Origin of the sequence: Pandoraea sp. 64-18 (assembly GCF_001899225.1) — a bacterium.
GTDB classification, from domain to species: Bacteria; Pseudomonadota; Gammaproteobacteria; order Burkholderiales; family Burkholderiaceae; genus Pandoraea; species Pandoraea cepalis.
In genome coordinates this window covers 262891-282658 of sequence record NZ_MKVU01000013.1, presented here as the reverse complement: position 1 = coordinate 282658, position 19768 = coordinate 262891, and the positions used below count along the sequence as shown (strand labels likewise).

The 19768-nt window shown below is 65.1% G+C and carries 16 protein-coding genes; 4 read left to right on the top strand and 12 right to left on the bottom strand.

The window, feature by feature from the left end; genetic code table 11:
* Positions 1–8 precede the first annotated feature (8 nt).
* From BGP02_RS12270 to BGP02_RS12255, 4 genes are all read left to right on the top strand, one after another.
* On the top strand, positions 9–896 hold the full coding sequence (locus BGP02_RS12270) for an alpha/beta hydrolase (protein WP_232424514.1): 888 nt from the start codon (positions 9–11) through the stop codon (positions 894–896).
* Positions 897–1059: 163 nt separating this feature from the next.
* Positions 1060–1965, top strand: a complete 906-nt coding sequence (locus BGP02_RS12265; RefSeq protein ID WP_017232159.1) for a dihydrodipicolinate synthase family protein — start codon at positions 1060–1062, stop codon at positions 1963–1965.
* A 102-nt stretch (positions 1966–2067) separates the two neighbouring features.
* The gene (locus BGP02_RS12260) at positions 2068–3327 is read left to right on the top strand and encodes a porin (protein WP_017232158.1); all 1260 of its coding nucleotides are present in this window, start codon (positions 2068–2070) and stop codon (positions 3325–3327) included.
* A 30-nt stretch (positions 3328–3357) separates the two neighbouring features.
* Positions 3358–4755 carry an amino acid permease gene (locus BGP02_RS12255; protein ID WP_286798610.1) on the top strand — a complete coding sequence of 466 codons (1398 nt, stop codon included), beginning with the start codon at positions 3358–3360 and terminating at the stop codon, positions 4753–4755.
* A 25-nt stretch (positions 4756–4780) separates the two neighbouring features.
* Here BGP02_RS12255 and BGP02_RS12250 read toward each other — a convergent pair whose 3' ends face one another.
* The 12 genes from BGP02_RS12250 to BGP02_RS12195 all read right to left on the bottom strand — a co-directional run bounded on the left by BGP02_RS12250 (position 4781) and on the right by BGP02_RS12195 (position 19647).
* Positions 4781–6109 (bottom strand): NAD(P)/FAD-dependent oxidoreductase, encoded by a 1329-nt coding sequence (locus BGP02_RS12250; protein WP_286798609.1) that lies wholly within the window; start codon positions 6107–6109, stop codon positions 4781–4783.
* A 30-nt stretch (positions 6110–6139) separates the two neighbouring features.
* A complete protein-coding gene (locus BGP02_RS12245; RefSeq protein ID WP_286798670.1) occupies positions 6140–6907 on the bottom strand; it encodes an ABC transporter ATP-binding protein in 768 nt (255 codons plus the stop codon).
* A gap of 71 nt (positions 6908–6978) precedes the next feature.
* Positions 6979–7746, bottom strand: a complete 768-nt coding sequence (locus tag BGP02_RS12240) for an ABC transporter permease (protein WP_286798608.1) — start codon at positions 7744–7746, stop codon at positions 6979–6981.
* Between the two features lie 70 nt (positions 7747–7816).
* Entirely contained in the window at positions 7817–8821 is a 1005-nt protein-coding gene (locus BGP02_RS12235) for an ABC transporter substrate-binding protein (RefSeq protein WP_286798607.1), read from the bottom strand.
* A 111-nt stretch (positions 8822–8932) separates the two neighbouring features.
* Positions 8933–9895: a LysR family transcriptional regulator gene (locus BGP02_RS12230; RefSeq protein ID WP_017232152.1), complete on the bottom strand. Its 963-nt coding sequence runs from the start codon at positions 9893–9895 to the stop codon at positions 8933–8935.
* 513 nt (positions 9896–10408) lie between these two features.
* Positions 10409–11371, bottom strand: coding sequence for a formimidoylglutamase (hutG, locus tag BGP02_RS12225; RefSeq protein WP_017232151.1), 963 nt, complete (start codon positions 11369–11371; stop codon positions 10409–10411).
* Between the two features lie 26 nt (positions 11372–11397).
* The gene (hutI, locus tag BGP02_RS12220) at positions 11398–12615 is read right to left on the bottom strand and encodes an imidazolonepropionase (RefSeq protein WP_261938550.1); all 1218 of its coding nucleotides are present in this window, start codon (positions 12613–12615) and stop codon (positions 11398–11400) included.
* Between the two features lie 7 nt (positions 12616–12622).
* Positions 12623–14002, bottom strand: coding sequence for an L-histidine transporter HutT (locus BGP02_RS12215; protein WP_017232149.1), 1380 nt, complete (start codon positions 14000–14002; stop codon positions 12623–12625).
* Positions 14003–14143: 141 nt separating this feature from the next.
* On the bottom strand, positions 14144–15685 hold the full coding sequence (gene hutH, locus BGP02_RS12210) for a histidine ammonia-lyase (RefSeq protein WP_286798604.1): 1542 nt from the start codon (positions 15683–15685) through the stop codon (positions 14144–14146).
* A gap of 41 nt (positions 15686–15726) precedes the next feature.
* The gene (hutU, locus tag BGP02_RS12205) at positions 15727–17406 is read right to left on the bottom strand and encodes a urocanate hydratase (RefSeq protein ID WP_017232147.1); all 1680 of its coding nucleotides are present in this window, start codon (positions 17404–17406) and stop codon (positions 15727–15729) included.
* Between the two features lie 162 nt (positions 17407–17568).
* Positions 17569–18324: a histidine utilization transcriptional repressor HutC gene (gene hutC / locus BGP02_RS12200; RefSeq protein WP_026131635.1), complete on the bottom strand. Its 756-nt coding sequence runs from the start codon at positions 18322–18324 to the stop codon at positions 17569–17571.
* A 165-nt stretch (positions 18325–18489) separates the two neighbouring features.
* Entirely contained in the window at positions 18490–19647 is a 1158-nt protein-coding gene (locus BGP02_RS12195; RefSeq protein ID WP_017232145.1) for a DSD1 family PLP-dependent enzyme, read from the bottom strand.
* Positions 19648–19768 lie beyond the last annotated feature (121 nt).

The following is a 19768-nucleotide window of genomic DNA, read 5'->3' as shown; positions in this document are numbered from 1 at the left end:
GATCGCACATGCGCGCGCTCGGGCCGCGCTGGGCCGACGATATCGCTGCCGGACGGCGCCTCGTGCTGGAGACCTACACGCCGCTGCTCGCGCAAGCGTCGACCGACGCGTACACCGTCGTGCGTGATCTGGCCTATGGGCCGCATGCGCGGCATCGGCTTGACGTCTATCGGCCGGCGTCGCGTTTGCGCGAGCCTGCACCGGTCGTCATCTTCGTGCATGGCGGCGGGTTCGTTCGCGGCGACATGAACGCCAATGCGCAGATCTACGGCAACGTGCCCCGATACTTCGCGCGTCACGGTTGCGTGGCGGTCAACGTGGAGTATCGGCTCGCGCCCGAGGCGCCGTTCCCGGGCGGCGCACAGGACGTGGGCGCCGCGGTGCGCTGGGTGCGCGAGCATATCGGCGAGTATGCGGGCGAGGGTGGGGCCGACGTGAAGCGCATGCTGTTGATCGGCCATTCGGCCGGCGGCTCGCACGTGGCCAGCTATCTGTGCGACCCGCGGGTGCGGCCGGCGCAGCCCGAGGTGGCGGGGACCGTGCTTATCAGCGCGCGACTGCGTGCGGATGTGCTGCCCGACAATCCGAACGCGCCCGGTGTGGTGGCGTATTACGGCGACGCGCCTGCACGCCACGAGGCCGACGCGCCGATGGCGCATGCCGAAGCGATGCCGGTGCCCGTGATGACCGTCGTGGCGGAGTTCGAAAATCCCCATCTCGACACCTATGCGCTTGAGTTCTGTCACCGGCTGGCCAAGCGCGACGCCCGCGCGCCGCGCTGGCTACAGGTGCGCGACCACAACCATACGTCGGTGGTTGCGCATCTCGATTCCGGCGACGAGTCGCTCGGTCGCGAGATCCTGCACTTCCTGCACGACATCGACCCATCGCCCTGATGCGGTTCGCGCCTGCCTGCGCCGGTGAGCCATTGCGCCGTTGAACCCTTGAACCGTTGAACCGTTGATCGAATCGGCGGCGGTTCAGCGGCGGGTCAGCAGCGAACAGGCGGCTCTCGGTGCGGGCAGCGCCGTTCATCTCTCCCTCCCTTAAGGAACTGTCATGGTCGATCACGAATTGACCGGGGCGTTTGCGCCCGTCGTCACGCCGTTTCAGGCGGATATGACGCCGGATGCCCCCCGTTTTCTCGCGCATTGCGAATGGTTGCTCTCGCACGACGTGGGCCTGGCCCCGTTTGGTACGAACAGCGAAGCGAATTCTCTCGACGCCCGCGAACGCATGGCGTTGCTCGATCATCTGGTCGACAACGGTCTTGATGTGCGGCGCATGCTGCCCGGCACCGGCTGCTGCTCGTTGCCCGAGACCGTCACGCTCACGCGGCACGCGGTCGAGCGTGGCTGCGCGGGGGTGCTCATGCTGCCGCCGTTTTTCTACAAAGGCGTCACCGACGATGGCGTGTACGACTACTACGCCCGCGTGATCGATCAGGTGAACGATGCGCGTTTGCGTCTGTACCTCTATCACATCCCAGCGCTCTCGGGCGTGCCCATCACGCTACCGGTGATCGAGCGGCTCAGGCGCGACTTCCCGCGGACCGTGGTTGGCATCAAGGACAGCTCGGGTGACTGGACTCATCTGAGTGCGATGCTCGACGCCTTCCCCGGCTTCGGCATCTTCCCGGCATCGGAGTCGCTGGTGTCGCGCGCGTCGGCCAAGGGCGCGAAAGGCTGCATTTCCGCGACGGTCAACATCAATGCGCCCATGATCGGGCGGTTGTGTCGCGAGTGGGCGGACGATGCCGGTGCGGCGCTTCAGGCACAGGCCGACATCGTTCGCGGCATCGTGCAGTCGTTCCCGATGATTCCGGCGCTCAAGGCGGTGCTGGCCTCGCATCGTGACGATCCGGCGTGGGCGCGCGTGCGTGCGCCGCTTACGCAACTGACGAGCGACCAACACGTACGGCTGCACGCGCAGTTGGCCGCTTGCGGTTTCACGTTGGCAGGGTAAGCGGACATGCGCGGCACGTTGCGGTATCGAGGGATATGTCGTGGCTGGCTGTATGTCGGGACCACGCGGCACCTGACTGCGCGGGGGGGCACGAGGCTGGCAGTGGCATGGGGCCTTGCGCTGGCGCTGGGTCCGGGCGCTTGCGAGGTGTCGCACGCTCAGGTGCAGGTCTACGGCCACCTCACGCCGATGACCGATTGGGTCAGTGTTAGCGGGCGTCAGGCGAGCGCGTCGGCGCCGCGTCCGACCCAGGCGCCGTCGGGGGCGATCAATGCGCCGACGGCGAGCGGTGCGCGCATGCTGTCGAGCATTTCGTACTTCGGCATGCGCGGCAAGGAAGATCTTGGCGACGGGTATGCCGCGATCTGGCAGATCGAGACACCTGTCGCGCTCGACGGCAAATCGACCGGCACCATCGCGGGACGCAATACGAATGTGGGCCTGACCGGGCCGTTCGGTACGGCGTTTCTGGGCAACTGGGACACGCCGTATCAATGGTCGACGCTCGCGGTCGGCTCGCCGGTGCGCAATCCATACACCGGCGACCTGAGTACGATCCTGAGCAATCCCGGATTCAATGTGCCGAACACGACGACGCAATCGGGGCGGGTGGGCAGTGCGGTCGATGCCACGTTCAACCGTCGGCAGGGCAACAGTCTTCAGTACTGGACACCGACGTGGGCCGGGTTGCAACTGCGGTTCTCGTACTCGCCGTCGAACAGCAAGGTCGTCACGCCGGCGGGCGAGATCTCGCCACAGGTGTTCGGGGCCGGACTGGAGTACCTGAACGGTCCGCTGCGCGTGCGTTACGCGTACGCGCTGCACAAGGACTACTTCGGGCTGGCATGGCTCGGCGCGCCGTCGTCCGCCAATCCGTCCAATGTCGGATCGCACGCCACGGGGTCGCGCGACGACGCGCACAAGGTGCTTGTGGTCTTTACCTATGCGCAAACCAAGTGGGTCGCGGGCTGGGATCGGCTGACCTACCGCACGGACGACGGCACTCTCGGCAATCTCAACCGCTACCGGCGCGATGCGTTCTACGCCATGGTCCAGCACTGGTTTGGCGGCGGCCGTCACTCGGTCTGGCTCGGCGGCGGCTATGCGACGAACGGCGCGTGTTCCCGCTCGGGCGGTGCGTCGTGCAGTACCGACGGGCTTGGAGCCACGCAACTCAATCTTGGCTATCGCTACGACTTTTCACGGCGCACGGACGTGTACGTCGCGTACTACCAGGTCATCAATCGCGCTTGGGGTCGGTACGGCGTCTCGCCGCGTCCGACGCTCGGCGCGAACGGCGCAAGCGCACCGCCGGGCGCGCACTACCGGGGCATCGGTTTCGGCATCGAACACAGCTTTTGAACAACACCATCCGACTCACAGGAGACGAAATTGAAGACGACACAAGCGGGCTTCGACAGCATTGTCGAGCGAGAAAAGGGGCTGCATCGCGGCCTGAGCAGCGGGCAATTGTCGATGATTGCCATTGGCGGTGCGATTGGCACCGGCCTCTTTCTGGGCAGTGCGTTTGCCATTGGCTTTGCCGGGCCGAGCGTGCTGGTGAGCTATGCGATCGGTGGCCTGATTGCGCTGCTGTTGATGGGGTGTCTGGCGGAGATGACCGTGGCGCACCCGACCTCTGGGTCGTTCGGCGCCTATGCGGAGCACTATATCGGGCCGCTGGCGGGGTTTCTGGTTCGTTACGGCTACTGGTCGTCGATCGTGTTCGCGGTCGGCACCGAGGTGACGGCCATTGCCGTCTACATGAAATACTGGTTTCCGGCGGTGCCGGGGTGGTACTGGATCGTTGGCTTCTCGGCCGGCCTGATCGGCATCAACGCGGCGAGCGTGAAGGTGTTCGGCGCGGTCGAGTACGGATTTTCGATGCTCAAGATCGCGGCCATTGTCGTGTTCCTGATGCTCGGGGCCTATGTGGTGTTTCGGGCGCCGGTGGACAGCGGCATCGGAGTGGCCAACTACACGTCGCACGGCGGATTCTTCCCGAAGGGGGCGTGGGGCATGTGGGTCGCGGTGATCGTGTCGATCTTCAGCTATCTGAGCATCGAGATGATTGCCGTGGCGGCCGGCGAGGCGCAGGATCCGCAGCGGGCGATCACGCGCGCCTTCCGGGCGACGATGTTCCGTCTGGTGTTCTTCTATCTGCTCACGCTCGCGTTGACGCTTGCCATCGTGCCGTGGAACGCGGCGGGTGAAGACGGCAGTCCGTTCGTCAAGGTGATGGCCGCGACGCATATCCCGGGCGCGGCGGGGGTGATCAACCTGGTGATTCTGGTGGCCGCGCTCTCCGCGATGAACAGTCAGCTCTACATCACCACGCGCATGATGTTCAGCCTGTCGCGGGCCGGGTACGCGCCGCGCCGGTTCGGCGAGGTGAGCCGCAACGGCGTACCGGTCGCGGCGCTCATGCTCTCGACCATCGGCATCGGGCTGGCGGTCGCCCTGAACGTGTTCGTGCCGCAGGCGTCGTTCACGCTGATGATGTCCGTGTCGATGTTCGGTGCGATGTTCACGTGGCTGATGATCTTCGTCACGCACCTGTACTTCCGCCGCGCGCACGCGGCAGCGTCGCTGAGCTTTCGCATGTGGGGCTATCCGTATGCGAGTCTGGCGGGCGCGCTGCTCATGCTGGCGACACTGGTCACCACCTATTTCACCGACGAATTCCGCCTGACGCTGGTCTATGGCGTGCCGTTTGTCGTGGCGTTGTCGGTGATCTATGCGGTCTGGTATCGCCGGCGTGCGGACGTGGCGGTGGCGCAGTCGCAATAAGCCGCGCTCGCCGTTGCGCGTCGGCCTATCGTTCCCTTCCGGCGCGATGCTTCTGATAGTGAATCGCCGACAGGATCGCCACGCGTCGGATCGGCTCGGGCGGCAGCCACGTCGGCCGCTCGAACCCCAGCGCATCGGCCAGTTCGGGCGACTGCCGGCCGCAGGCCATCTCGCCGAGCAGCTTGCCGAACATGCTGCCCTTGAGCACTCCCGCGCCGTTGCAGCCGAGCGAGGCGAACAGGCCCTTGCGGATCTCGCCGAAGTAGAGCGCACCGTTGCGGGTGAGCGCCGTCACACCGCCCCAGACAAACGCGAACCTGTGCGAGTCCATTTGAGGATAGCGGCGCCGATACGCGTCCGTGAGCATGGCGCTCACCTCGGCCATCGGACGTTCCTTCTCGTACGAATAGGCGCTGCGCACGACAAACCGGCCGCCGTGGGTCTTGCGCAGCGTCGTGCCGAGACGATTGGCTGGAATCACGCCCCATTCGCGCGCGGGGCCGAGCTTGGCCAACTCGTCGGCCGGCAGCGCGTCGGTCATGGCCGCGTAAGTGTAGATCGTGAAGACGCGGTCGCGCGCCAGCCCGAGCTTGCGCGCGAACCCGTTGTTCGCCACGATGACTTGCGAGGCGCGCAGTTGCGTGCGCGCCGTCGTCACGGTGAAGGGTCCGGTGCCGTCGAGCGACAGGACCGGCTCGTTTTCCCACAGCCGGACGTTGGCGGGCAGGCTATCCGCCAGACCGCGCACGAGCGCGGCAGGCTGTACGAAGACGTTGTTCTCCGAGTGATAGCCGTAGCCGTAATAGTCGGTGCCGATCTCGCTTTGCAGGGCATCGCGCGACAGTTCCCGGTAAGTCACCCCCCATTCGCGATATTGCGCGAGCGTGTCGCGCAGGCGCTGCTCGCCATCGGGCGTGGCGGCCGCGTGGTACTTGCCGACCGGGTTCCAGTCGCAGTCGATGCCATGCGTGGTGACGAGGTCACGCAGCCACTTCAGGCCGATGTCGTAGAGCCGGATCTGCTTGCGCGCGACCTCCATCGGGCTGCCGTGCCCGCCCATGCCCGTGTTGTGCGGCAGGTTGATGAGAAAGCCCGAATTGCGGCCTGCGGAACCATTGCCGACCGTGGTGGCGTCGATCACAAGCACCGACGCCTCAGGACGCAATTCCGCTACGCGCCGTGCGGCGGCCAGTCCGGTGAACCCCGCACCAATGACGATGACGTCGAAGCTGCGGGCCACAGGCGGCTGCGTGTGTGGCATGCGCGTCGGCAGCAGGGCGTTCCAGCCGGCCCCCGCCTGATACGCGGGGAAAGTGTCCCGCGCGCTGCGGGAGGGAGTGACTTGATTGGGCATGACGATAGAAGGACGGAGGCTCGCCGAACGTTATGCAGCCTGGCTTTCCAGGCTGCGCATGACTTCGGTCTGCACGGTGTTCCAGATTTGCGACTTGAGTTCGTTGTAGCGCGGCGAGAGCTGAACCTGGGCGTCGCGCGGCATCGGTAGATCGTTCGGCAGGTCGCAGGCCACGCGCCCGGGTCGCGCGCTCATGATCACCATGCGCGTCGACAACATCAGGGCTTCGTCGATGGAGTGCGTGATGAAGACGATGGTCTTGCCGCTCTTCTGATAGATCTGGAGCAACTCCTCCTGCAACACCTGACGCGTCATCGCATCGAGTGCGGCAAACGGTTCGTCGAGCAGAATCACGTCCGGGTCGTTCGCGAGCACACGGGCGATCGACACACGTTGGCGCATGCCGCCCGAGAGCGCCTTCGGATACCGATCCTCGAAGCCCCTGAGGCCAACCGTGTCGATGTAGCGTCGTGCCGTGGCGTAGCGGGACGCCTTGTCGACGCCCTTCATCTTCAGGCCGAACGCCACGTTATCGAGCACGCTCAGCCACGGGAACAGCGCGTACTGCTGGAAAACCATGCCGCAATGCGGGTCGATGCCCTTGACCTCGCGGCCGTTCACGCGGATGCGCCCGGTGGTCGGGGCGTCGAAGCCCGTGATGAGGTTCAGCAGCGTCGACTTGCCGCAGCCCGATGCCCCGAGCAACACCACAAACTCGCCGCGTGCAATATTCATGTCCACACGCTCGAGTGCCTGAAAATCGCCGTAACGCTTCGACACGCCATCGATGGCGATCATGGTTTCGGCGGGGCTTGCAGACGCGGCACCCGACGCGTGCAAAGCGCCCACGTGGGAATCGATTCGATCGTTCATGCCTGCCACCTCAACACCTTGCGCTCGATGGCGCGAAAAACGATATCCGTCACCAGCACGGTGACACTGATCATCACCATGCCGAGCACGACGACTTCCGTCTGGAAAAACTCCTTGCCGTTCATGATGAGAAAGCCCAAGCCCTCGCGCGCAGCGACCAACTCGGCGGAGATCACGCACGTCCACGACAGGCCGAGAATGATCTTCATCCCGCTCAGAATCTGCGGCAGACTTGCGGGCAGGATGACCTCTCGCATGACTTGCGCGTTGCTCGCCCCCAGGTTCTTCGCGGCGCGGATGAGCAGTGGGTCGACATTGCGCGTGGCTTCGATAACGTAGACGAGCGCCGGGGCGAACGTTCCCATGAACACGATGCTGTACTTCTGCGTCTCCGAGATGCCGAACCACAACAGGGAGAGCGGAATCCAGCTCATCGAAGGCAGCGGTCGCAGGAACGACAGAATCGGGTCGAACGCCGCACGGGCGTAGCTCGACGTGCCGAGCACGATCCCCAGCGGAATGGCCACGGCGGTCGCGGCAATGAAGCCCGTCATCACGCGGCGCGTCGAGGCGAGCACGTTCGCGAGCAGCGTGCTGTCGGACAGCATCGAAACGATGCGTTCGCCGACGGCCGACGGGGGTGGCAGGAACAAGGGATCGACGATCCCGGTGCGGCACGCCGCTTCCCACGCGAGCAGGAACACGACCACGGACACAAAGCCCACACCCAGCAGCGTGGCGCGGGACGGTTGATGATGACTCACAATCAGACTCCTCGAGCGTGCGCCGGCACCGCGATGGACCGGCCCCGGCGCACTGATCCAGCCGCAGGACTTACAGATACGACGTGTTGATCCACTGACGCACGGCCGGCGCCTTGTCGATCTGCTTGTACGTGACGAGCATTTCCGCCAGACGTTGCAGGCCGTCGACATAGCTCCCCGGCGCCTTGAGCAACTGCGTTTGCTGGGCGAGGCCGTACCACTCCGCGCCCTTGATCGTCTCGACCTGATCGAGCGCCGACATGCCGGTCAGCGCGATCAGCGAGCGTGCCGCGTCGTCCGGCTTCTCGCGCAACATCTGGCAGGTATCGAAATACACCTTGAGGTACTTGCGAACCGCGTCGGCGTTCTTCTCGGCCCACGCATTGCGCACAATGAGCACATCGGGGCCCGGCGTGACGTTGTACTTCTTGTAAAGCGAGAACTGCGTATCGTCGGCCAGCAGCTTCATACCCGACATGGCGCGGATGCGATTGAACTGCGGCGTCCAAGCGGCGGCGGCATCGATCTGGCCCGATTGAATTGCGCCGGGTAACTCGGGGGCGGGCACATTGAGCACCGTGACGTCGTTCGACAGGCCGGCGTTGCCGAGCAGATCGAGCACGAGCAGGTGCGCGCTCGAGGCGAACGTGACGCCCAGCTTCTTGCCCTTGAGATCCTGCAACGAATTCACACCATCGCGCACGAACAACCCCTCGACGCGGCCGAAGCTCTCCGGCACCGCGACGATCGAGAAGTGCTTGGAGCCGCGCGCCATCAGCGCGAGCGCCGACACGATACCGGTACAAGCGATATCGATGCCGCCCGAGAGCACAGCGCTCATGCGCGCCGACGACGTGCCGAACGACTGCCATTGCTGGTCGATGCCGGCGCTGGCGAGCGCCCCCGACTTCATGGCGAGGTAGGCCGGGTAGTGACCGAGCCATGCCGAGCCGCCGTACTGAACGGACGTCGCGTTCGTCGCGCGGGCGATACCCGAGAGGGACAGAGTGCCGGCGGCAGCGGCGGCCGACAGGGCCGCACTGGAGTGAAGGAAATTGCGTCGTGACAGGTTCATGCGTGTCTCCTTGGTAGGTTATGTGTTATTCGCGTTGAACGATGGGCGCGCTTCAGGTGAAATTCATCTGGCCCGGCGCCTGGGGCGGTGGCTGACCATCGTTGGCCGGGCTCAGCAAAGCGCCAGCCGTTCCCCCAGCCAGGGCATGACGCGGCGCAGTTCTGGAAAGGCTTCCTGCGCGAGGGCCATGCGCCCGGCGAGAAAGCACTGCGAGGCCATCTCCGACACTTCGCCCTCGCGCGATACCTGATAGATCGTGCGAGACAGGGCGGGGCCCGGCAGTGGCAGTGCGGCCACCTGCGGCAGCGAAGCACGGCCTTGCAACACGCACAGCGGCGTGGCAATCGTGAAGCCCAGGTCGGCGGCAACCATCGACATCACGACATCCGACGTATCGATTTCGAGATGCATGCGAGGCGAATGGCCGGTGCGGCGCAAATGTCGTTCGATCACGGCGCCGAAGTGCGAACGGCCCGAAAAGCGAATCAAGGGCAGCGTGCGGATCAGTTCGCTCAAATCGGCCTGTGCAAGATCGGCCTCGCGGGCCTTGGGCACGACGACGATAAACGGCTCCGTGAAGATCGGGCGGCGCACGAGGCGCTCCATGTCATGCATCGGATCGCTGGTTACGATCAGATCGAGCTGGCGGGCGAGCAACGCCTGCGCGTGGCCGTTGGCAAGGCCCGACCAGAGCAGCAACTCGCTGGTGCTGTCCGACATCTGACGTACGATGGACGGGCCAACCGTCGCGGCGAAGGAATCGATCATGCCCACGCGCACTGCGGCACGGCTGGCGACGTCGGCGTCCTGCACCTGAGCGATAAGCCGGTCCATGTCGTCCACAATCTGACGCGCGTGGCGTGAGAGCGCGAGTCCGGCCGGGGTGAGCTTGAGTGGGCGGCGCGACCGATCGAGCACGCGTGTGCCGACGGTCTGTTCGATTTGCGCGATGGCTTGGGAGATAGCGGATTGCGTGACGCCCAGGGCATCGGCGGCGATAGAGAGACTGCCTGCCGACGCGACGGCCTCGAAAATCCGAAGTGATCTGACATCGAGGTCTGCGCGCTTTTTCATCGGCGTGTCTCCGGTTCGGGCGACGCGTCTTAGCGGGCGGAAATGGCCTTGCTGGCGCGTCGCGATGAATCGATATAAGAATTTTTAAGAATTGTAGGGATTGAAGGGCATAAAACAAAATCAACATAAGAAAAACTAATACTTTGTATTAGGGCGAGGGAATTTTGGGCGAGCAGTGGCGACGGGAGCGGGACGTTCGTCTCGGTCGGTGAAAGCGGGGGCATCAGACGGAGGAGGTATCGGAGGAGGGCGTGGGGCGAGGCGGTGCGGGGAGGTGGTGAGGGGCGGTGGTGCGGGGAGGGTGGTGAGGGGCGGTGAGAGAGACGGACCGGGGCCCCTTTCTGCAGCGAGTTGGGTTTATGTCTGAGAGGCGGAAAGGGGCCCCGGTCCGTCTGACTGTGGGAGAGTGAAGCGGGTGGGGCGTGTGAAGCGTGTGAAGCGTGTGAAGCGTGTGAAGCGGACGCGACGCCACCGGGACGCACCCGACGTACCGGCGGCTACGTGGGGCAGACGTTAGAGCAGACGATAAGCGAGGCGGGCGGCGACGCGAGCCCCTGCGCCTTGCGGGTCAAAGCGCGGGTTGTATTCGGCCAGGTCGGCCACGCGCAGTTTGCCCGAGCGGCGCACATGCGTGACGATGGCTTCGACGACGGACATTGGCACGCCATACGCGGCGGGGGCGGATACCCCTGGCATGACTGGCGCCGGAAGCACATCGAGATCGATCGTCAGATAGACATGTGAGACGTCGGCAATCAAAGCGTCAATCTGTGCGAGACGCGCGTCCAGATGCCGCTCTTGCATTTCGGTGTCTTCCACGTGGATCACGTTCAACTCGCGCGCGCGGTCGAACAGCGATGCCGTATTGCTCAACCGGCTGACACCCAGACATGCGTAGTCGAACGGAAGTCCGGCCGCTTCGCAGGCCTGCGCGATCTGATCGAACGGTGTGCCCGACGTGCCTGGGCGCGCCGTGCGCAGATCGAAATGGGCGTCGAGATTCAGGATCAACACGCGCGAGCGGTCGCCAGTCGCATCGAGATGCGCGCGGAGTCCTTGCCACGTGCCCCACGCCATTTCGTGACCGCCGCCCAGCACCACCGGTTGCGCCCCGGCATCGAGCTGATGGCGTACCGCGTCGGCCAGTGCTGCTTGCGCCGCCTCGAGATCATCGCCGTCACAGGTGATATCGCCGGCATCGAACAGGCACGCGATGTCGTGGGCGGGCAGGTTCGCCAGCGCCCGACGGATCGCTTGCGGACCCTCACCGGCGCCAACGCGTCCCTGGTTGCGTTTGACGCCCGCATCGCAGGCGAAGCCGAGCAGCACGGGCGCGCCGCCCGCCGCCGCATCAGTGCGCGCATCGATCTCGCGCACGACGTTGAACAGCCGGCGCGTGTCGCCACGCTCGCCGGTATCCGTGCGCCCGCGCCAGATCGGGGGATCGCCCGGCACCGATTGCCAATGAATTGCCATGCAAGTCTCCTGTGCGCCGTGCGAGATCAAACCGAGGTCAGGTCGCGCCACTCGCCGTGGCGTACGGTCCGAGACGGCAACTCGCCGCCCAGCCAGTAGGCCAGTTCCGCGGGTCGATCGATTTCCCACGCCACGAAGTCCGCCGTCTTCCCGGCTTCGATCGTGCCGTGCGTGCCGAGCATGCCCAGGGCTTTGGCCGCATTGCGCGTGACGCCCGCCAGTGCTTCTTCCGGGGTCAGACCGAACAGCGTGCAGGCCATGTTGAGCATCAAGCGTAGCGAGAGGGCGGGCGACGTGCCCGGGTTCAGATCCGACGCCACCGCGATGTCGACGCCGTGACGACGCAGCAGATCCACCGGTGGGCGACGCGTCTCCTGCAACATGTGGAACGCGCCCGGCAGCAGAACGGCAACCGTGCCCGCGCGTCCCATCGCGGCGGCATCGTCAGCGCTCATATATTCCAGATGATCCGCCGACAGGGCACCCATCTCGGCCGCAAGACTTGCGCCGCCGAGCGGCGAGAGTTGCTCGGCGTGCAGCTTCACCGGCAGCTTCAGTTTCTGCGCGCGCAGCAGCACGCGCATCACCTGCGACGGTGAAAAGGCAATGGTCTCGCAAAAGGCATCGACCGCATCGACCAGATGCTCCTCCGCGAGCTTGGGCAGGATGTCATTGCAGACGTAATTCACATACTCGTCCGCCTTGCCCGCGAATTCCGAAGGCACCGTGTGCGCAGCCAGGCACGTGGTCTTCACCGTGACCGGCAACGCCTCGCCCAGGCGACGTGCCACGCGCAGCATCTTGCGCTCGCTGTTCAGATCGAGGCCGTAACCCGACTTGATCTCGACCGTGGTGACGCCGTCGCGCATCAAGGCAAGCAACCGTTTGCGCGCCGATTCGAAGAGCGCATCCTCGGTGGCGTCGCGTGTGTGCCGCACCGTGTGCTTGATGCCGCCGCCGGCGGCCGAGATGTCCGCGTAGCTCACCCCCTGCAACCGTTGCTCGAATTCGAGGCTGCGGTTGCCACCGAACACCAGATGCGTATGGCAATCGATCAGGCCGGGCGTGACCCACGCCCCTTGCAGATCGACGCATGCGTCGGTGCCCGAGGCGGAGCGCTCGCTGCGCGCGCCGACCCACTCGATATGCTTGCCGCATGTGACGATCGCGGCATCTTCGATGGCGTGGTAACGGCCGTCGCGCATCGTCGCGACGTGACAGTGTTTCCAGTAGGTCCGTTTCATGAGAGGCTCATTCCAGGCTCATTGGGCCGCGCACCTGCGCTTCCTTGGGTTTCACGCCGAACTGATAGGCCACCGACATCAGTACGATCCAGCCGGCACCGACATACAACGCGACACGGGTGTCCTCCATGAAGCCGAGCACCCCGATCACAAACAGCATGAACGCGATGGCCAGCGCCGGACCGACCGGCCATAGCGGCACCTTGAACTTGAGCGCGGCGACCTCCGTGGCAGAAAGGCGACGGCGCATCGCCACCTGCGAGAGCAGGATCATCAGCCACACCCACACCGTGGCAAACGTGGCAATGGACGCGATGATCAGGAACACGCCTTCCGGGATCAGGTAGTTGAGCACCACGCCGCCGAGCAGCGCGGCCGTCATCACCAGCACCGTGACCCACGGCACCCCATGGCGAGACATCGCCGAGAACGCGGCAGGCGCCTGACCCTGTTCGGCCATGCCGAACATCATGCGACCCGCGCCGAAAATGTTGCTGTTGATGGCCGAGATGGCGGCGGAAATCACGATCACGTTGAGGATGGCTGCGGCGGACTTGATGCCCAGCCCCGAGAAGATCTGCACGAACGGACTGCCCTGGCTGCCGATGCCCGTCCACGGGAAGATCGCCATGAGCACACACATCGTCAACACATAGAACAGCAGAATGCGCATCGGCACGGCGTTGATGGCGCGCGGGATCACGGTTTCGGGACTCTTGGCCTCCCCGCCGGTAATGCCGATGATCTCGATCCCGCCGTACGCGAACATCACCACAGCCAGCGACGCCACGAGTCCGCCCCAGCCATTGGGCAGGAAACCGCCGTGCGACCAGAGATTGCTTACCGCAGGGGCATGCTCGCTATGGAGTTGCACGCCCGCAAACAGAATCACACCGCCCCCCACGATCATCGCGACGATGGCGAGAATCTTCACCAGCGCCAGCCAGAATTCCATCTCCCCGTACACCTTCACGTTGCACAGGTTGAGCCCGCAGATCAGCATCACGATGCCAAGCACCCAGATCCATTGCGGCACGTCCGGGAACCAGAAGCCCATATAGATGCCGAACGCGGTCACGTCCGCCAGGCAGACGATGACCATCTCCAGAATGTAGGTCCAGCCCGTGAGAAACCCGGCCAGGGGGCCAAGGTTGTCGCTCGCATAGCGGCCGAACGAGCCGGACACGGGCTGGCGCACGACCATCTCGCCCAGCGCGCGCATCACCATGTACACGGCGGCGCCGCCCAGAATATAGGCCAGGATGACCGCCGGACCGGCCAGTTGGATGGCGGACGCCGAGCCGTAGAACAGGCCCGTGCCGATGGCGGAGCCGAGCGCCAGAAAGCGGATGTGTCGCGCGCTCAGATTGCGTTGCAGGTTTTTCAAGCTGTCTCCTGAATGCGTGATGAGCCAGCCCGCGATCGCGGGCGGCAAGGGAATGCGGGGGGACGGGCAACCCAGTCCCCAACCGCCGGTGGCGCGAATCGCAGTTCGCTTCGCCCCGGCGGGGGAAGAGGCCTGTGCGATTTAAGCGACTGGCGCGCTAGGCAACGTGCCTGAGGGCACCAGCGCACTGAGCTGGCGCTGGGCGATCAACGCGCTTGCGCCCTCGATGTCGGGCGCAAAATAGCGGTCCTTATCGTAGAACGGAACCGACTGGCGCAGGAGCGCGCGGGCGCGCTCAAGTGCCGGGGTCGACTTGACCCCCTCGCGGAAGTCCAGCCCTTGGCAGGCGCCAAGCCATTCGATCGCGATAATCCCCTTGACGTTATCGGCCATCTCCCAAAGCCGCTTGCCGGCGTTGGGGGCCATCGACACATGATCTTCCTGGTTGGCCGAGGTCGGCAGACTGTCGACACTGGCTGGATGCGCCAATGCCTTGTTCTCGGAGGCGAGTGCGGCGGCCGTCACCTGCGCGATCATGAAACCGGAGTTCACGCCGCCGTTGGCCACGAGAAACGCGGGCAATTGCGACATGTGCTTGTCCATCATCAGGGAGATGCGACGCTCGCTCAGCGCGCCGATTTCGGCCAGCGCGAGCGCGAGGTTGTCCGCCGCCATGGCGACCGGCTCGGCGTGGAAGTTGCCGCCGGAGATCACGTCGCCTTGTTCCCAGAACACGAGCGGGTTGTCCGACACCGCATTCGCTTCGACGGCGAGCACCTCGGCCGCCTGACGGATCTGCGTGAGACACGCGCCCATGACTTGCGGCTGGCAGCGCAGCGAGTAGGGGTCTTGCACCTTATCGCAGTGCGCGTGGGACTCACCCACCTCGCTCGTCTCGCCCAGCAGATGGCGGTACAGCGCGGCGGCATCGATCTGGCCACGCTGGCCGCGCGCGGCGTGAATGCGGGCGTCGAACGGGGCGCGCGAACCGAGCATCGCTTCCACGGTCAAGGCGCCGCAGACGCTGGCGGCGGCGAACATGTCCTCAGCTTCGAACAGACCCCGCAGGGCATAGGCCGTCGAGACTTGCGTGCCGTTGAGCAGCGCCAGGCCTTCCTTGGCGGCGAGCGTGAGCGGTTCAAGTCCGGCCACGGCGAGGGCTTCGCGGGCGCTGATCCACTGACCGCGATAGCGTGCCTGACCTTCGCCCAGCAACAGCAGCGACATGTGGGCGAGCGGGGCGAGATCGCCGGAGGCGCCGACCGAGCCCTTGAGCGGGATGCACGGGTAGACCTCGGCGTTCACCAGCGTAATGAGGGCATCGATGACCTTGCGGCGAATCCCCGAATAGCCGCGCGCCAGACTGTTGATCTTGAGCACCATGATGAGGCGCACGAGCGCGTCATCAAGCGGTGCGCCCACGCCGGCGGCGTGCGAGAGCACGAGTGAGCGTTGCAGGTTCTCGAGATCGTCTTTGGCGATGCGCGTCGTGGCGAGCAGTCCGAAGCCAGTATTGATGCCATAAGCCGTGCGGCCTTCGGCGACGATGTTTTCCACGCAGGCCACGCTCTGGTCGATGGCCGCGTAGGCGGTCTCGTCGAGCGTGAGGGTGGTCGGGTGTTGAAAGACGTCGCGCAGTTGCGCGAGCGTGAGCGCGCCGGGCGTCACAAACAGGTGTGCCATGGACGGATTTCCTTGATTCGACAGTTTTTGGAGTATCTCGCTTACTTCGCGTCGCCCAGCATGGGCAGGTTCAGGCCATGTTCGCGCGCGCAGTCGACGGCGATGTCATAGCCGGCATCGGCGTGGCGCATGACGCCCGTCGCCGGATCGTTGTTCAGTACACGGGCGATGCGCGCGGCCGCCGCGTCGGTGCCGTCGCACACGATCACCACGCCCGAATGCTGCGAGAAGCCCATGCCGACGCCGCCACCGTGATGCAACGACACCCAGGTCGCGCCGCTCGCCGTGTTGAGCAGCGCGTTGAGCAGCGGCCAGTCGGAGACGGCGTCCGAGCCGTCACGCATGGCTTCCGTTTCGCGGTTCGGGCTGGCGACCGATCCCGAATCCAGGTGGTCGCGGCCGATCACGACCGGTGCCGAGAGTTCTCCTGAGCGTACCATTTCATTGAAGGCCAGTCCGAGCTTCGCGCGCAAGCCCAGCCCGACCCAGCAGATCCGCGCGGGCAGGCCCTGGAAGCTGATGCGCTCACGCGCCATGTCGAGCCAGCGGTGCAGGTGCGCGTCGTCGGGAATCAACGCCTTGACCTTTGCGTCGGTCTTGTAGATATCTTCCGGATCGCCCGACAGCGCCACCCAGCGGAACGGCCCGACGCCACGGCAGAAGAGCGGACGGATATAGGCGGGCACGAAGCCAGGGAAATCGAAGGCGTTCTCGACGCCTTCCTCCTCGGCCATCTGGCGGATGTTGTTGCCGTAGTCGAACGTCGGCACGCCCATCGCCTGGAAGTCGAGCATGGCCTTGACGTGGACCGCCATCGACTGCTTCGCGGCCTTGACGACTTCTGCGGGCCTGGCGCGGGCGCGTTCGCGGTAGTCGTCCCAGGTCCAGCCGATCGGCAGATAGCCGTTGAGTGGATCGTGGGCGCTGGTCTGGTCGGTGACCATGTCCGGACGCACGCCACGGCGCACCAGTTCCGGTAGAATTTCGGCCGCATTGCCGCACAGGGCGATGGACACGGCCTGACCGGCCGCCGTGTATTTGGCGATGCGCGCGAGGGCGTCGTCGAGATCCTTGGCTTGCTCGTCGACGTAGCGCGTGCGCAAACGGAAGTCGATGCTGGTCTGCTGGCACTCGATGTTCAGCGAGCAGGCGCCGGCCAGCGTAGCGGCCAGCGGCTGCGCGCCGCCCATGCCGCCCAGGCCGGCAGTGAGCACCCAGCGGCCCTTCAGATTGCCGTCGTAGTGCTGGCGGCCGGCTTCGACAAAGGTCTCGTAAGTGCCTTGCACGATGCCCTGACTGCCGATGTAGATCCACGAGCCGGCGGTCATCTGGCCGTACATGGCCAGCCCCTTGGCGTCGAGTTCGTTGAAATGCTCCCAGGTCGCCCAGTGCGGTACCAGATTCGAGTTGGCGATGAGCACGCGCGGCGCGTCGGCATGCGTCTTGAACACGCCCACCGGCTTGCCCGACTGTACGAGCAGCGTCTCATCGTCACCCAGCGTCTTGAGCGCTTCGACGATCTTGTCGTAGCACTCCCAGTTGCGGGCGGCGCGGCCGATGCCGCCGTACACAACGAGCGCGTTCGGGTTCTCGGCGACGTCCGGGTCCAGGTTGTTCATGAGCATGCGCAGCGGGGCTTCGGTAAGCCAGCTACGGGCATTGAGCTGCGTGCCGCGCGGGGCGCGGATCGTGACATCGCGGTATCGGGTGACTTGGCTCACAACGTGTTCCTCAAATTCGGAGCGGAGAATGACTTGTACAGTATTGTATATACAAGTTGTCGTGAACTAGGGTTTTTACGTACGTCAGTGAGCCGAGGGGACGGCGTTACAGGGGATGGCCGGCGCTGGCTTATCGGTGCCTGATCGTTGGCTTGCCGGGGCTTATTCTGGCGCGCCGAAGCGGCCTTCGAGGCGGTGGCGAGAACCGGGGTGCAGCAGCCGGGCAACCGAGACCACGCGTTTGCCCGTCCACGTGCGCCGACGGATCAGCAGGCACGGCTCCGTGCGTGCGATGTGCAGCAGTTGCGCTTCCTCGGGGGTGGCCGTCACGGCTTCGACCACATGCTCGCCCGATGTGAGCGGCGAGAGCCGCTGCAGATAGGCGTTGGGCGTCAGTTGGGTGAAGTCTTGTTCGAGGTAGTGTGGCGCGAGCGTGGGATTGACGCAGCGATCCTCGATCTGCACCGGCACGTTGTCCTGGTAGTGAACGATCACCGAGTGGAACAGCGTTTCGCGCTCCTGCAGGTCCATCGCAAGCGCGCGTTCGGGGCCGGCGAGTTCTTCGCGCAGCAGCTTCACTTCGGCGCGATGGCGATGGCCATGCTCGGCGATCTCGTCCGCGATATTGTTGACGGCCAGCAGCGGGGAGTGCGATTTCGGCTCGGCTACGAACGTGCCGACGCCCTGCATGCGTACGAGACGTCCCTCGACGGTGAGTTCTCGCAGCGCGCGATTGACCGTCATGCGACTCACGCCCGAGAACTCGACCAGCTCGTTTTCCGAGGGGATGCGGTGATGCGGCGGCCAGGCGCCACTGTCGATCTGACGGCAAATGAACTGCTTGAGTTGCAGGTAGCGCGGTGCCGGCCCTTGTTCGTTGAGCGTTTCGACAGTCGGTTGGGCAGATTGACGTGGCACCTTGATGGCTTCTCCGGTCACTGACGTGCGGGTGGGAAAGCCTGAAGCATAAGCCAATCGCTCACTGCGGAGGAGAAAAAACGCGACCCGCTGCGCACGGCATCGGTCAAGACGAAGCCGCGCCAAAGGTGCACTGCGGCGCGCCGCGAAGCGAGCCGAATCCGCTCACCAACCGTGCAATCTCGACCAGACCGCCAGCTCGCGATCTGGAGCGATGGCGTGGTATTCGGGGAATTGCGCGCCGGTGGCACAGGCGTGATTCGGCAGTATGCGCAACAGCGTGCCGATTGGGAATCGCGCGACGATGTCGAGGTCCGGCTCACCTTCGTGCGACAGAATGCCGTGTTCCTGATTGGCGCCGCTCAACTGGTACCCAGGCAGGAGGCTGCCGTCGATGCGGCACACTTGTCCGTAGCCGAAATCGCGTTTCTGCTTTTGTGTGCCGCGGTCGCGGCTCATGGCCATCCAGCCGGCGTCGACAATGGCCCAGCCCTTCTCGGGCTGATGCCCGATCACGGTCGTGAGCACGCTCAATGCCAGTTCGTCGGTCGTACACACGCCGATGTTATGCATGACGAGATCGAAGAACACGTATACGCCCGCGCGCACTTCGGTGACGCCATCTAAATGCGGTGCGGTGAGGGCAGTGGGCGTCGAGCCGACGCTGACCACCGGGCACGGCAGTCCGGCATCGCGCAAACGGGTGGCGGCGCGCACGCAGCCGGCGCGCTCCTGTTCCGCGATGGCGGCGAGCGCTTCGGGCGTGTCGACGTCATAGCTGGAGCCGGCATGGGTCATCACGCCGCCCAGCGTCGCACCGCCCTCATGCAGCACGCGCGCCACGTCGAGCAGCGCATCATCTTCAGGCGCAATACCCGAGCGGTGGCCATCGGTGTCGATCTCGATCCACACGTTGAATGTCTCGCCGAACTCGGCGCCGAATGCCACGATGGCCTGCGCGGAGGCGATGCTGTCCGTGAGAATCTTCAGGTCGCAGCCGCGGCGTCGCAACGCGAGGGCCGCCGGCAGTTTGCTCGCAACCATCCCCACGGCATAGAGGATGTCGGTCACGCCATCGTCGAAGAAGCGGGCGGCTTCCTTCAGGGTGGAGACGGTGATGCCGGCGGCTCCCGCTTCGATCTGAGCGCGTGCCACTTCCACGCACTTGCTGGTCTTGACGTGGGGACGAAAGCGCACACCCAGGGCGTCCATGCGGGACTGCATCCGGCGAATGTTGTGCTGCATGCGCGGCACGTCGATCACGGCGGCCGGCGTGTCGAGTGTCGGCAATGAGGGCGGGGGAAGGGGCGGCTTGGCGGTCATGGTGCGATGTCTCGGACGGTGGGGAGGGACATGGGCGCTGGCCACCGCCGTTGCGCATTCGCGGGATGGCAGGGCACAGCGCCGTCGTCGAAGGAGGCAGTGTAGGAACGATAGGGGGCCT